The organism is Flavobacterium sp. UBA2787 (assembly GCA_002352205.1).
Lineage (GTDB): Bacteria > Bacteroidota > Bacteroidia > Flavobacteriales > Flavobacteriaceae > Flavobacterium.
Map to the genome: position 1 here is coordinate 163,317 of DEHZ01000002.1, position 14,800 is coordinate 178,116.

Genomic DNA, 14,800 nt, shown 5'->3' on the forward strand with positions numbered 1-14,800 from the left:
GAAGCTAAAAATGAGCTAGAATTTGTTGCAGAAATTTCGTTTGTTTTAATAATTAAAACTAAAAACGAGGTTCTTTCGAAACTATTTGATCTGTCGTAAAATAGCTCTAAGGTTTGTCAAAGCTTTTCTTTCAAGTAAAGAACAGCAATTGTTTGGAGGTTTTCTTGTTAATAGATTTTTATCAAATTCCGACTAAAACGACAAAATCATGGTATTTCTGTAAGATTATGGAGAACTTATGTAAGGGTTTAGCGAAAAGCATAAAGTACCTTTACACCGGAATTGCGGCATAGATATAAATACTATATTCTACCAAATAAAATCACAAAAAGCGGCAATGGCTAAACATTGATAAAGCCAACTAAAAAAGTGTAACAGCGAACAAAATAAAGCCGGTGTTTCATATTAAACGATGAAGATTTAAAAATATTCATTTTTCATTCTCCACTTAATGACTTTAATTCTAGAAAAAGTCAATTGATTTTAAATTTAAAAATCTTAAATCTTTTCCGAGTTGCTTTTCCATTTAACAAGAATAAATTTTAACAACATGAAAAAAATTACGATTACTTGCCTGTTAGCTTTTTTTGGAGCTAATAGTAATGCACAGATGAAAGATGTAACGCTTACGTTACAACCTATCGCTAGCTACAATTGGTTTGACAAAAACACGGCCATTGAAGATGGTGTCATGTATGGAGCTAGAGTAGGTTTTGGCTTTGGTGAATCGATAGAATTAAGGGGTATTTATGAAAGATCCTCAGATTTGAAGAATACGATTGAAGGATTTGATTTCTTCTCTGATAATTTTGTCAATAACTTTAATTCTCGATCAGTTGATATTGAACGCATCGGTGGAGAATTTAAAGCTAATATCCCAACTCGAGGCACATTTGTTCCCTATATTACATTTGGTGGTGGTGTACAAAAATTAGTTGTAGATGTAGCAAGTACTAGTGCTCCTACTAGAGAACTTAAATCAGAACAAATTTATATAAATGCTGGACTAGGAACACAAATCAAACTAGGCAGAAGACTTTTCTTAAGTTTAGAAGCTAAAAACACCATTTTCAATATGAATCCTGCTTCGGTTTTATTCCAAGACGGACAAGATCAAAGCGATATTGAAAACTGGTTAAATGATAACAATAAAACGCGAATGTACAACTGGTCGGTTTTGGCAGGTTTACAACTTTACCTTGGCGGACGCAGCCCAGAAGAATTGAGTCCTCTAGACAGAGCCTATCGAAACAAGTTTTCGGGAGGTATGGGCGGTTTTAAATTAATTATACAGCCGGCAGGTGCTTATATCAACTTTGACAACAAAACCAACTTGGCAGACTCTTACTTTTTAGGAGGTAAAGTAGGTTTTGATTTAAATAATTACATCGGCATTAGAGGTTTCTATTATCAAGCAACAAGAGATGAGCAAATTTCTCTGGATTGGGATGATATGGCAATGTATGGTGGTGATTTTATTGCCAAACTGAATGTTTCTCGTGGTCTAGTGCCTTACATTAGTGTAGGTGGTGGATATCTAAATGTCAACAGTAATAGTTATGTTGGAGCAAACGGATTAACGGGTGCCTCTTCGGGATATTTTGCAAAAGGTGGTCTGGGTTTAAATGTGCCGGTTACAAGAAATGTTGAAATTTTTGGCGATGTGAATATGATGTTTACCTCAGACCGTGCTAATGCCGATTTGGAAAACAGTATTTCACCTGACGAATTGAGACAACACACCATGTATTCTGCGGGAATCCGTTTTCAATTCGGTAAAAAAGCAGATGATACAGATGAATTGTTGAAAAGAGAAATCGATTTAAGAGTTCAAGAAAGAACAGAAATGTATAAACAGCGAATTGATGAGTTGGAATCTGAATTGTCTGATGCTTACAAAAATAATGATACCAAAAAAGCGGTTGAAATTATTGAAGAGAAAAAAGAATTAGAACGTAAAATGGATGAGGAACAACTTAATAAAGAATACGAGAAAGCTGGAAAAGAAAATGAACAACAGGTTAAATCTGCAGTCAACGAGAAACCGGTGAGTAAAGATAAAAAAACCGATTCTGAATCCAGAGTTGAAATGACTCCAAAAGAACTTGAACAGCTTATCGAAAAAGTGATCCAAGGTGTTGATGAAGATGTACGTAAAACACAAACAATAGACGACCGTATGGATCGATTAGAACGTTTACTGTTAGAGGTAAATACAGGAACTTACAGAGAAAACCTTACGCCTGAACGTCAAGAAAATGCGTCTCAAAGAATTCTTGACAAATTAAATGAGCTCAATTCAAAAATTGATAGCAACACTAATAGAATCAATAACTTGGGTGCAGCACAAAATCAAGATAAAACCGTCGTAATTTCCTCAGGTCAACAACCTGCTGTTGTGCCGCAAGTGGTGCAGCCAACTGAAATAATAGTGCAAACGGATAAACAAGGAAATACAGTGGTAAAATCTGAAGTGAATAGTCCAGCTGTTGCAACCGGATATGTATTGAATGAAGGAATTTCGGTTTTCACCGGATTTGTAGTAGCAGATGACATCGCTCTCATTATAGGGGTTAGAGGGAATTATGCTTTTACAAATACCCCATTTAAATTCATGCCGGATTTCTATTTAGCACCGGGGAAAAATACTGGTTTTGGAATTAACGCCAATGTTGTATTGCCTTTTGAAGTAAATAAAGGAATCATTGGTGTGCCTTATGCTGGTTTAGGAATTGGGTATAACGATGCAGTTGGAGAAAGCACTTTTAGTCCAAACCTAGTGATAGGAACTACTTTTAATCTATTAGGAGGCAAGTTATTTGCAGATTATACCGCTCATAACTTTGTAGATATACACAGAATATCGATTGGCTATAAATTAAATTTTTAAGATAATGAGACAGCAAAACACAGTAGACAAATTTAAAATAATTGTTCTTTCTGTAGTTGTATTGTTTTCAGTTAGTCTTTTTGCACAAAGCGAAAAGACTGCTGAAAAAAGTACTATTGTGATGACAAATTCTGAACTGACTTCTTTTTTGAATACAGTGGCAGAAGCAAGACGCTCACAACTCAAAGAGAGAGAAAACAAACAATTGAAACAAGATTTGGCCGAGTTGAGATTAAAACATCAACAACGTTCGGTAGTTCAAAACATGGGATACAATGACATTTCAAATCAGCAATTAGTTCGGGAATTACGTTATTTGAACCAAAGAATAGACAATCTTAGTTATAATAACAACGCATTACCTTCGATAAATAGAGATAATTCAACCTTTATCATTCCAGGTAATTCATCTCCTAATCCTATTTATACTCCAAATAATCAAAGCACAACCACATTTATTCCTTCCAATGAGAAAAAAATTAAAGAATTACAAGATCAAATTGATATGTTGCGAAATGCAAAACCCAGCAAGGAAATTTATCAAAATGAATCCTATGTAGATAGTTTAAGTAGAATTAATGATAGGCTGTCAGATGTTCGTCGTCAGTTAGATAGTCTGGAATTGAAAATGAAAACGACTACAAAAGTGGTCAAAACAGAAAAACTTATAAAACTAGAAACAAACAAGTCGTACTTTAAACAGCAAGTTTATTTTGATAATAATTCAATACAATTAGATGCCGAATATTATCAATACATTCAAGATTTAACACAGATTCTGTTGAAATATCCCGAAGCAAAAGTAATGCTGGAAGGTTGGGCAAGCCCAAAAGGAGAAATAAATTACAATAAACAACTTTCCATGAAAAGAGCAGAAGTTGTGGAGAATGTTTTCATCAACAACAGAATAGCAAAAACTCGAATCATCACATCGTTTAGAGGTGAAGACCATTCGTCTTCAGAACAACACGGACGACGTGTAGACATGTCGATTATTGTAAAATAAAGTAGATAAAAAGAAAACTTAGTTCTTAAAAAGAAGAGTTGTTAGGTTTAAAAAAAAACCCTTAAAACACTGGTTTTAAGGGTTTTGCATTTTTAAAAAGTGCGGGTAAAAGGACTCGAACCTTCACACCTTGCGGCACCAGATCCTAAGTCTGGCGTGTCTACCAATTTCACCATACCCGCGGGCGAATAAAACAGTAGCTGTTTCAATAAGTGGGTGCAAATATAGTTATATTTTTTAAATACCAAATCAGAAATTTAAAAATCAAGAAAATTATTATTCTTAACTATTCGAACCCTACAATCTCCATTTTTTTTAACTTACAAAGGATTTGTGAGATTTTTTAATCCGTGACAATTCGTGCAATCTGTGTCAAATAAACCACACCCCAGCTCCTCTCCAAAGGAGAGGGGTGCAGATGATGAAGTAAAATTATGAGATTTCTATTTTTTAAGTTTTATAGGATTTGTGAAATTTTTTAATCCGTGACAATTGGTGCAATCCGTGTCAAATAAATCTCACCCACAACCCCTCTCCAAAGGAGAGGGATGCAGATGATGAAGTAAAATTATGAGATTTCTATTTTTTAAGTTTTATAGGATTTGTGAAATTTTTTAATCCGTGACAATTCGTGCAATCCGTGTCAAAAGAAGAATCTAAAAATTTATCCAATTGGAATTTGTAATTTCAATTTGTATCTTTGATTTTATTATATATTTTACTATGAACAACATAAAAAACTACGTTCAACAAAACAAAGAACGATTCATTGACGAACTCATCGAATTACTAAAAATACCTTCTGTAAGTGCCGATTCTGCTTATTCACAAGATGTTATCAATACAGCCGAAGCCGTAAAAACCAGCCTCGAAAAAGCCGGCTGCGATTTCGTAGAACTTTGTGAAACACCCGGATACCCAATCGTTTACGGAGAAAAAATCATCGACAAGAATTTACCAACCGTTTTAGTGTACGGTCATTACGACGTTCAACCACCCGATCCAATGGAATTATGGACTTCACCACCGTTTGAACCGGTCATCAAAACCACCGAAATTCACCCGGAAGGAGCAATTTTCGCCCGTGGTTCTTGCGACGACAAAGGTCAAATGTACATGCACGTGAAAGCGTTTGAATATATGATTGCCAACAATTGCTTGCCTTGCAACGTCAAATTCATGATTGAAGGCGAGGAGGAAGTCGGTTCAAAAAGCCTAAGCTGGTTCGTAGAACGCAATCAAGAAAAATTGGCCAACGACGTAATTTTGATTTCCGATACCGGAATGATTTCCAACCAACAACCGTCGATTACCACCGGTTTACGCGGTTTAAGTTATGTAGAAGTCGAAGTGACCGGACCCAACCGCGATTTGCATTCCGGACTTTATGGCGGTGCGGTTGCCAACCCAATCAATGTTTTGACCAAGATGATTGCGTCACTTCACAATGAAAATAATCACATTACTATCCCCGGTTTTTATGATAAAGTAGAAGAATTATCGTTGGAGGAAAGAGCCGAAATGGCCAAAGCACCGTTCTCACTCGATAACTATAAAAAATCAATAGATATCAATGATATTCATGGCGAAGCAGGATATACCACAAACGAACGCAATTCCATCCGTCCAACGTTAGACGTTAACGGAATCTGGGGCGGCTACACGGGCGAAGGAGCAAAAACCGTAATTGCCAGCAAAGCATTTGCCAAAATTTCTATGCGATTAGTGCCTAACCAAGATTGGCAAGAAATCACCGAATTGTTCAAAAATCACTTCGAAAGTATCGCTCCAAAATCGGTAAAAGTAAAAGTGACGCCACACCACGGCGGGCAAGGTTACGTCACGCCAATCGACAGCATCGGTTATCAAGCGGCCAACAAAGCTTACACCGAAACCTTCGGAGTGCCTGCCATTCCGGTTCGTTCCGGTGGAAGTATCCCAATTGTCGCTCTGTTCGAAAAAGAATTAAAATCCAAAACCATCCTAATGGGATTCGGTCTCGACAGCGACGCCATCCATTCACCAAACGAACATTTCGGAATCTTCAATTACTTAAAAGGAATCGAAACCATTCCGTTGTTTTATAAATATTTTGTTGAGTTGAGTAAATAGCATCACGCTTTTTTTAACAAAATAGATATTTGCGTCTCTGCGACTTTGCGTGAAATAATCTCGCAAAGTCGCAGAGACGCAAAACATTAAAACCGCTAATTCATTAGAGTAAGCGGATTTTTTTTGGCCCCATTTCGGGCTGTTTGCTGCAAGTCCTCACAAAAAATGCCATTTTCTACAACCCAAAAAGAGCTTCCGTTGGTCGCATTTTTGGCTTGAGAAAATTGGCATTTTTTTGTTCCGGGCTTTCCGCTGCCATCCCGGGTGCAAATTGTGCTATCAAAACATTTCAACCTGAAACCTGAAACTTTAAACCTGAAACAAATAAACTGAATCACAACAATTTAAAACTTTTGGCGTTAAATTTGTATCAATCATCATCAAAATCAATCATCATGCTCAAAAAATTCTTCCTGCTTTGTTCGGGTTCCGACAAGCAAATCATCGAAAGTTGTTCAAACGGCGAACAAAACAAATATGCCGGAATTGGTGCAACGGTTTTCTTTACGGCAGTTATGGCTTTTATTGCCGGCAGTTATGCTCTTTACACCGTTTTTGATAACGTTTACACCGCTATATTTTTTGGTTTCGTTTGGGGTTTACTCATTTTTAACCTCGACCGTTTTATTGTTTCCACCATCAAAAAAAGAGATAGCTTTCTGGATGAATTCATACAGGCTTCACCCCGTATTGTGTTGGCGGTTATCATCGCTATCGTCATTTCAAAACCGTTGGAAATCAAAATTTTTGAAAAGGAAATCAATACCGTTTTGTTGAAAGAAAAAAACGAAATGGCAATGAATAATAAAAAGCAAGTCGCCAATTATTTTCAATCCGACGTTGATCAAAACAAAGCTCAAATCGATAGTTTAAAATCAGACATCTTAAAAAAAGAAAAAGAAGTCAACGATTTATATTCCGTTTTCATCACCGAAGCTGAAGGAACCGCCGGGACAAAAAAACTCGGAAAAGGTCCGGTTTACAAAGAAAAACGCGAAAAACACGATGCAGCTTTACAAGAATTAGCTACTCTAAAAGTAACTAATCAAACAAAAATTACTGAATTGGAAGAAAAGGGAAAACTACTTCAAACCGATTTAGATAAAAAAATTGCCGAAACACAACCCATCATTGATGGATTTGATGGTTTAATGGCTCGAATCAATGCATTAGATAAATTACCATGGTTGCCTTCTTTTTTCATCATGTTACTTTTCTTAGCCATCGAAACGTCTCCAATTATTGCCAAATTATTGTCACCACGAGGCGAATATGATTTTAAACAAGAAGAAGGCGAGTTGGCAGTTAAAAACGTTTTATCCCAAAACAAATACCAAAGTGATTTGCAAAAACAAACCGATGCTTCCATCTACGATAAAGTCTATGCCGATATTCGAGAAGATAAAGGTTTATACGATTACAAGAAAAAACGAGCTATCGAATTGTTAGAATTACAAGCAGATGGTTTTGTGGAAAAGCAGAAAAAATCACTTTAAGTTTTTTAACCGCTAAAAGTTTTATTCAACCGCAAAGTACGCTAAGGTTTCATTAAGTTCACAAAGATGTTTTTTAGCGTTCTTTGCGTAATCCTTTGTGAACTTTGCAGTTAAGAATTTTCGACTTCACTTTGTAACTTCTTCGTCAAACTTTTGAAAACCAATTCATACGAATGGTTAATCAACTCCCGCATCATTTTATTATCCACATCGCTGTGAAAAGCAACCGTATTCCAATGCACTTTACTCATGTGATAGCCTGCGGTTATAGCATCATATTCTGCACGAAGTTCTAAAGCTCTTTCAGGATCACATTTTAAATTTAACGAAGGAGTTCCACCTTCCCAATCTTTTAAAGAAGTTAGGCAAAACATTTTTCCACCCACTTTAAAAACTAAGGTGTCTTCATCGAAAGGGAAATGTTCGGTGACGCCTTTTTTGGATAAGCAGAATTGATAAAGTTGTTCGATGTTCATGATAAATTATAAAAGTTCAAAGAGAATAGGTTTACTAGGACTCGCATCATTCTCAAAGGAGGCAATTTGTAAGTTCAACAAATAGTTTCCATCTTCTATATCATCCGAAACAAAAATCAATTCAGTTATCGTTGCGTTTTTTCGAGCATCTTCATTTAAATTATTCACATCTTTCACATTCCAAAAGGCTTTGTGAGCTAATAATTTGCCTTCGTCCTTTTCTTTGTCAACACTTGGTAAATCAATAAGTAAATGCTGAATTCCTTTTTCACGAATAAAAATGGCTGCTTCTTCGTGCAAATAAGGCGGATTGGTATGCGAATAATTTTTTGATTTTTTTTCGTGTAAATTGGGTAATGTGCGGATGATAATTGCTTCCGGAATTGCATTACCTAATGCTTTTTCAACTTGATTTTTCGTAATCACAAAATCTTCCCCTACTTTCTCGGGTTGAATGGAAATCAACTCTGCTGTAAAGAAAAATGTTTTCAGAGCTTGATTGATGCTGAAAAATTCCTTCGTAATATGCCCCAAGCATTCCGTGTGCGTTCCATGTCCGTGTGGATTAAAAAAGATGTTGTTGAAATTAGTGGTCGCACCGCCTTTTACACTTCCCACCCACGAACCAAAACGAACGGGTTCAATCTGCGGTTTTTCAATGTACCACGCAATCGGATTGTTTTCAGTATTGGATAATGGAAGTGAAATATCAATGGGTTTTGATAAATCTACTTGGAAGGTTTTGTTTTGGTGGGTGATGGTTGCTAGCATAGTTGAACGCGGGTTTACCGGATATTCTAACGCGGATATTTACGAATTAATCAGCGTTGCTAGCATCCGTAAAATCAGCGTTCCATTTTACTCCAAATTTAATAAAAATAAGTCTGATGCAATCCCATCACTCAAAAACTTTCCTTTTCGTGTGGTTCGCAAAATGTTTTCATCTACAAAAAGCAAATGATCTTCAATGTATTTGGCAGCTTGTTGGTTGAGGTAATCTAAATAGGTTTGACCAAATTCAGTTTGAATTCTATCTAAAGAAATTCCCCAAATGGTTCGCAATCCTGTCATCACATATTCGTTATATCGATCGGTTTTGGACAACGTTTCGGTTTCAATTGGTAATTTTCCTTCTTGAATGGTTTTGATATACATCGTATTATTAGACACATTCCAACCTCGCTTTTCTCCATCATAACTATGAGCAGACGGACCAATTCCGATATATTTTTTACCCAACCAATAACTCGAATTGTTTTTAGAAAAATAGTTTTCCTTCCCAAAATTGGATAATTCGTAATGAATAAAACCGGCTTCTTCCAGTTTTTCAACTAAAATTTCAAAATGTTCCTGAGCTACTTCGTCTTCCGGTGCAGAAATTATTCCTTTTTGAATAAATGAATGTAAAGCGGTTTTTGGTTCCACCGTCAACGCATAACTCGAAATATGCGGAATGCCAAACGACAAAGCAGTTTCAATATTTTGAATCCATTTTTCGTTGCTCATTCCCGGAATTCCATAAATCAAATCGAGTGAAATATTATCGAAATGTTTTGTTGCTTGTTCTAAACAATTTTTGGCTTCTTCGGCATTATGAGCACGATTCATCAGTTTTAAATCGTCTTCAAAAAAGGATTGAATGCCGATGGAGAGACGATTAATTCGATTGTTGGATAGTTTGATTATTCGATTATTCGATAAGTCGTCAGGATTTGCTTCGACAGTAATCTCTGGGTTTTCAACAACATTATAATTTTTAAAAACTTCATCAATCAACAATCGCAAATCTTCAATCGCTAATACACTTGGAGTTCCTCCACCAAAATAAATAGTTTCTACTATTTCATTTTTGAATTCTTCTTTTCGCAACTGAATTTCTTTAGCCAAAGCCAAAATCATTTCGTCTTTCTTGTTCATTGATGTTGAAAAGTGAAAGTCACAATAATGGCAAGCTTGTTTGCAGAAGGGAATATGGATGTAGATGCCAGACATTAAAAAAAAATATATACAATTATACAATATACTATTGTATTCGTATTGACTTTATAAGTTAAAAAAAAGAGCAAGGTTTTTTAACTTGCTCTTTTTATTGTTGTATTAATAAGTATAAATGTCTTTAAAAACACCATTTGTAACCTGAATTTGAGTGTTGTCATCAGGATTTGTGGCTGTAAAACTGAATGTGCCTTCTACTAAATAAAAGAAGCCTAAACTTGTTTTTTCGGTTAAATCTAAAGTTCCTGCACATTCATATTCAATATATTCGTGAGAAGTTGTATTATATTTCAGTAGAACCACTTTATTTGATTCTGCTGATGAAGAAAAGTTGTAAACCCCTTCATTTGTAGTTTCGTGATTGAATTTTAAACTAAGCACATATTCATCATCACTGGCATGTTGCAAGGAATAATCATTTAATCCTGAACCTGTGCGTGATGTAACAGATTTAACAGAATGCCAATCTTGACTCTGTAATTTTGCTGTAAACTGTAATCCTGAAAGTTGTGGAGTAGCTTCAACATAGTTAACATGAAAACTACCTTCAATGGTAGAAAAAGAAGATGTAATATTGTAAGCATCTTCATATACTTTTCCGGAATAATTAACTTCTACTCTTTTATTCACTTCATCAATAGAAACTAATTCAAAATCAATGTAGTTTGATGAATAATTATAGTAGCTAAACATCCAAGGATCTGATGATGAAATGGCAGGTGTTGTGCTGATATCATTGACATTTCCAAACTTATTGAAACTAACAGAGATAGAGCTTCCATCCGGACTTGTTCCTAAAACTTCCAAATTGTTTTCTGATTTTACAGCTTGCCACTGGGTGATGTTAATTTCTTGGCCTTCAAAAGAATGTTCAAAAAATTGCGTAAATGGCCCTGAATTGTCACCATTGCCATCATCTGATGAGCAAGAAGTTAATAAAGCAATGAGAAAGACAAATGATAATAATTTAATTTTTTTCATGTTTATGGTTTAAGAAATGTTAGGTTGTAAATATATATATTTCTTTGTTTTTAATTGAGAATTTTCATCTAATTTGATTAAAATATATTTATTTAAAAATAAATATTTAAACGTAGGATTTATTATATATTAGCCAAAATTTAAAACTTATTCAATGAAAAAAATTAAAACTTTATTATTAGCATTACCATTTGTGTTATTTTCTTGTTCTTCTGATGATGGGCCCGGTGCAGAGGCTATTCCAGAATTTGCAATGACGGCAAGTATCAACGGTTCAGAGTTTAAAGCTAATACGCCCTTTGGCAACAACATGTTTTCTAATACAAATGTATTTAACGTTTTTCCGATAGAAGAATATGTATTGCTTCAAGGTAGATCAGGAGGAGTTTTTGGTAATCCTGAAATTAACTTATGGTTAAAAAGATCTCAAATTGCAGTTGGAACTTACCCAGTTTCTGAGGATATGTTTAACCCCACAACACATACCATAGACTTAATTGATAACAGTAATGATGAAGGTGAAGATACAGTGGAAGGAACAGTTGTAATTACAGAAGTTAATACAAGTACTAAAATTGTAAAAGGAACTTTTGAGTTTACAACTTCAGACAGCCCGGATTTACCAAGTCCGGTTATAAATTATACGATAACAAATGGAAAATTTCGTTATCAGTACGAAGCAGTAGACTAAAAAATTAAAAGCTAGATCGTGAATCTAGCTTTTTTTTATTCTTTTTTCATTATTCTTCACAAAAGCATCCCAACTTGAGTAACTTTTCTCTCCAACTACTTTCCCCGAATTAAAAAAATGACAAACCGCCGCCGCCAAACCATCGGTAGAATCTAAATTTTTTGGTAATTCTTTCAAACCAAGCAACTGTTGTAGCATTTTAGCCACTTGTTCTTTACTCGCATTTCCGTTTCCGGTAATCGCCATTTTTATCTTTTTAGGTTCGTATTCTGTAATCGGAATTTGTCGCGATAATCCTGCTGCCATCGCCACTCCTTGAGCTCGACCGAGTTTGAGCATCGATTGTACGTTTTTTCCAAAGAATGGAGCTTCAATCGCAATTTCATCCGGATGATGAGTTTCAATCAATTCGATGGTGCGTTCAAAAATGATTTTTAACTTGGTGTAATGGTCGTCGTATTTACTCAAAATCAATTCGTTCAACTGAATGAATTCCATTTTTTTGTTCACGACTTTTATCAAACCAAATCCCATAATGGTCGTTCCGGGGTCGATGCCTAAGATGATGCGTTCGTTTGCCAATCTTTTTTGTTTAAAGTTTAATGTTTCAGGTTAAAGTTTGTTTCTTTGTGTTGATGAATTCAATTCCTTACAAAGCTAAACAATTCCTGCTGGTTCTCGTCAAACTTTTGATTGTGGGCTTTGCTTTTTATTATTTGTATGCTGAATTGAGCAAAAAAAACTTAGACGATTGGCAAGTTGTCTCGACTAAATTTACCTTTTTTAGTTTAGTCGGAATTGTCTTTTTAAGCGTTTTAAATTGGTTTTTTGAAATTTTGAAATGGCAAAACTTAGTCAATACTTTTTATAAAATTTCTTTGAAGGAAGCTGCATTTCAATCGTTAGGTTCATTAACCGCTTCGGTATTTACACCCAATCGAGTGGGAGAATACGGAGCTAAAATGCTGTATTTTCCAAAATCAGAAACCAAAAAAATTATTCTGCTTAATTTTATAGGAAACAGTTCCCAAATGGCTACAACTGTTTTTTTTGGTGTTTTAGGATTGTTCATCACAGGTTTGTTTTATGATTATTTCAGTTATAAAATTGGAATTGTTTTTCTTTCATTTTTTTTTATTTTTTTATTTTTTTTCGTTTTCAGAAATAGAATAAATATTTATGGTTTTTCGGTTGAAAAATTAATCAAAAAAGTAAAGTCGTTTTCTAGAAATTCATTGATAATAACACAACAATTGTCGGTTATTCGATTTCTGATTTTCTCTCATCAATTCTATTTTTTATTGATGATTTTTGGAGTTGAAATTTCGTATTCTTTAGCATTAGCAACCATTTTTTCAATGTATTTTTTAGCTTCAATAGTTCCAAGTATTCATTTGATGGATGTAGCGATAAAAGGAAGTGTAGCCGTTGTTTTATTTGGTAAATTAGGTGTTAATCAATGGACAATTGTTTCCATAACAACATTAATGTGGCTTTTGAATTTGGTTATTCCGGTTTTAATAGGAAGCCTTTTTGTACTGAAATTTAAACCTAAATTAGAGTTATGATTTATCTACTAATTTTAGTGATTTCGGTTTATGTTTTTTTGATGATTTTCTTTTGGATGGGATTTAAAAAAGTGCCAAAATCAAATGAAAATTCATCAGACGCAAAGCTTTCATTTTCCATCGTTGTTCCGTTTCGAAATGAAACTGAAAACCTTCCGATTCTTTTAAAATCTATTGAAAATTTAAATTTTCCGATTGAGAATTTTGAAGTGATTTTGGTTGATGATGAGTCGATAGAAAAGTTTCAAGTTTCAAGTTTCAAGTTTCAAGTTCAAATGATTGCGAATCAAAGACAATCAACCTCACCAAAAAAAGATGCTATTCAAACTGCGATTCTTCATTCAAAATTTGAGTGGATTATTACAACCGATGCGGATTGCATTGTTCCTGAAAACTGGCTTCTGGATTTGAATAATTACATACAAAACACAAAAAAAGAAATGGTTTGTGGACCGGTTTTTTTTAAAAATAAGTCTGGTTTTTTATTTGATTTTCAGCAAATTGAAATGATTAGTTTGCAAGCTGTCACCATTGGAAGTTTTGATTTTGATTTGGGTTTCATGTGTAATGGAGCCAATTTTGCGTATTCAAAAAAATTCTTTCAACAACTCAATGGTTTTGAAGGAAATGAAAAAATTGCTAGCGGCGACGATGTGTTTTTATTACAAAAAGCGGTTAAAAATTTTCCCGCTGAAGTTGGGTTTTTACCCAAAAAAGATTTTAAAGTAATAACAAATCCAGCAGAAAATTGGTCAGAACTTTTTCAGCAACGTATTCGTTGGGCCGGAAAATCAAAAGCATATTCTTCCGGTTTTGGAAAACTTGTTGCGATGACAGTTTTTTTAGCAAATTTAGCTTTCATCCTTTCGCTTATTCTGATTGTCTTTGGTTTTTTTGAAATGATAATTTTACTTCTTATAAAAGTTATTTCCGATTTAATGTTGGCCAATCAAACCGCACGATTTTATCAAATAAAAATCAAAAATACTTTGTTAACGGCTTTAGTTTATCCGTTTTTCAGTTCGACCGTCGCATTTTATTCCTTATTTGGAAAATATGAATGGAAGGGGAGAAGTTTTAAATCTTAATCTGCTTTCAAAATCACAGGCAAAATAAATTGCGTTTTCACCGGAATTCCTTCTTTTTGAGCGGGTTCAATTTTAGGAAAATCGGTTAATCTTGCTTTGATAATACTATCAGTTTTTTGCTTATCGTAAGCTAAACTATCAGTGGGGAAAAGCGGTTCAAACGTGATTTTAGAATCCGGAAAAACAGTCACTCTTACCTCAATGGTATCCAGAATTTTTGTGTTGGTTTGCAATGAATCCGGAGCAATTTTTTGGTGAATGATTTCAGTTAGATAGTTGAAAAAACATTCTTTCTGCAATTCTTTATCCAAAATACTATCGCATTCCGCCACAGACGGATAGACGGTGACTTCGTTCCAATTGATTTCCTTCAATCTTTTTTGTAATAATTCGTCCTCCGAAGGCACACGCTTTTCGAAGTATTGGCACGAAACCAAAAGAAATAATAAAGAAAAAACCGAAAGAAATTTGTTCATTTTTCGTTTGTAATAAAACAA

The 14,800-nt window shown here is 34.5% G+C and carries 13 protein-coding genes and 1 tRNA gene; 7 read left to right on the forward strand and 7 right to left on the reverse strand.

Annotated features, from left to right (window positions below):
• Positions 1–550 precede the first annotated feature (550 nt).
• Complete coding sequence (locus tag B4N66_RS01135) at positions 551–2,890, forward strand: hypothetical protein (protein ID WP_291091908.1); 2,340 nt, start codon at positions 551–553, stop codon at positions 2,888–2,890.
• A gap of 4 nt (positions 2,891–2,894) precedes the next feature.
• Positions 2,895–3,896: an OmpA family protein gene (locus tag B4N66_RS01140; protein ID WP_291091909.1), complete on the forward strand. Its 1,002-nt coding sequence runs from the start codon at positions 2,895–2,897 to the stop codon at positions 3,894–3,896.
• Positions 3,897–3,996: 100 nt separating this feature from the next.
• On the opposite strand, the gene B4N66_RS01145 is transcribed toward B4N66_RS01140, so the two are convergent.
• Positions 3,997–4,078, reverse strand: a tRNA-Leu gene (locus B4N66_RS01145).
• 541 nt (positions 4,079–4,619) lie between these two features.
• On the opposite strand from B4N66_RS01145, the gene B4N66_RS01150 reads away from it, so the two are divergent.
• Both B4N66_RS01150 and B4N66_RS01155 read left to right on the forward strand, forming a co-directional pair.
• Positions 4,620–6,008 (forward strand): dipeptidase, encoded by a 1,389-nt coding sequence (locus B4N66_RS01150; protein ID WP_291091910.1) that lies wholly within the window; start codon positions 4,620–4,622, stop codon positions 6,006–6,008.
• A 395-nt stretch (positions 6,009–6,403) separates the two neighbouring features.
• Positions 6,404–7,504, forward strand: a complete 1,101-nt coding sequence (locus B4N66_RS01155) for a DUF4407 domain-containing protein (protein WP_291091911.1) — start codon at positions 6,404–6,406, stop codon at positions 7,502–7,504.
• Between the two features lie 110 nt (positions 7,505–7,614).
• Here the strand turns inward: B4N66_RS01155 and B4N66_RS01160 are convergent, their stop codons facing one another.
• The 4 genes from B4N66_RS01160 to B4N66_RS01175 form a co-directional block, all read right to left on the reverse strand.
• On the reverse strand, positions 7,615–7,980 hold the full coding sequence (locus B4N66_RS01160; RefSeq protein ID WP_291091912.1) for an MmcQ/YjbR family DNA-binding protein: 366 nt from the start codon (positions 7,978–7,980) through the stop codon (positions 7,615–7,617).
• A 6-nt stretch (positions 7,981–7,986) separates the two neighbouring features.
• Entirely contained in the window at positions 7,987–8,751 is a 765-nt protein-coding gene (locus tag B4N66_RS01165) for a cyclase family protein (protein ID WP_291091913.1), read from the reverse strand.
• Between the two features lie 87 nt (positions 8,752–8,838).
• Positions 8,839–9,972, reverse strand: a complete 1,134-nt coding sequence (hemW, locus tag B4N66_RS01170; RefSeq protein WP_291091914.1) for a radical SAM family heme chaperone HemW — start codon at positions 9,970–9,972, stop codon at positions 8,839–8,841.
• A 105-nt stretch (positions 9,973–10,077) separates the two neighbouring features.
• Entirely contained in the window at positions 10,078–10,956 is an 879-nt protein-coding gene (locus tag B4N66_RS01175) for a DUF6252 family protein (protein ID WP_291091915.1), read from the reverse strand.
• Positions 10,957–11,110: 154 nt separating this feature from the next.
• On the opposite strand from B4N66_RS01175, the gene B4N66_RS01180 reads away from it, so the two are divergent.
• Positions 11,111–11,647 (forward strand): DUF6252 family protein, encoded by a 537-nt coding sequence (locus B4N66_RS01180; RefSeq protein WP_291091916.1) that lies wholly within the window; start codon positions 11,111–11,113, stop codon positions 11,645–11,647.
• Positions 11,648–11,671: 24 nt separating this feature from the next.
• Here the strand turns inward: B4N66_RS01180 and ruvC are convergent, their stop codons facing one another.
• Positions 11,672–12,229 (reverse strand): crossover junction endodeoxyribonuclease RuvC, encoded by a 558-nt coding sequence (gene ruvC, locus B4N66_RS01185; RefSeq protein ID WP_291091917.1) that lies wholly within the window; start codon positions 12,227–12,229, stop codon positions 11,672–11,674.
• Between the two features lie 53 nt (positions 12,230–12,282).
• On the opposite strand from ruvC, the gene B4N66_RS01190 reads away from it, so the two are divergent.
• On the forward strand, positions 12,283–13,215 hold the full coding sequence (locus tag B4N66_RS01190) for a lysylphosphatidylglycerol synthase domain-containing protein (protein ID WP_291092042.1): 933 nt from the start codon (positions 12,283–12,285) through the stop codon (positions 13,213–13,215).
• Positions 13,212–14,303 (forward strand): glycosyltransferase, encoded by a 1,092-nt coding sequence (locus B4N66_RS01195; RefSeq protein ID WP_291091918.1) that lies wholly within the window; start codon positions 13,212–13,214, stop codon positions 14,301–14,303. The genes B4N66_RS01190 and B4N66_RS01195 overlap by 4 nt, the downstream gene beginning before the upstream one ends.
• Here B4N66_RS01195 and B4N66_RS01200 read toward each other — a convergent pair.
• The gene (locus B4N66_RS01200; RefSeq protein ID WP_291091919.1) at positions 14,300–14,779 is read right to left on the reverse strand and encodes a hypothetical protein; all 480 of its coding nucleotides are present in this window, start codon (positions 14,777–14,779) and stop codon (positions 14,300–14,302) included. The two genes, B4N66_RS01195 and B4N66_RS01200, sit on opposite strands and share 4 nt — an antisense overlap.
• Between the last annotated feature and the right edge of the window lie 21 nt (positions 14,780–14,800).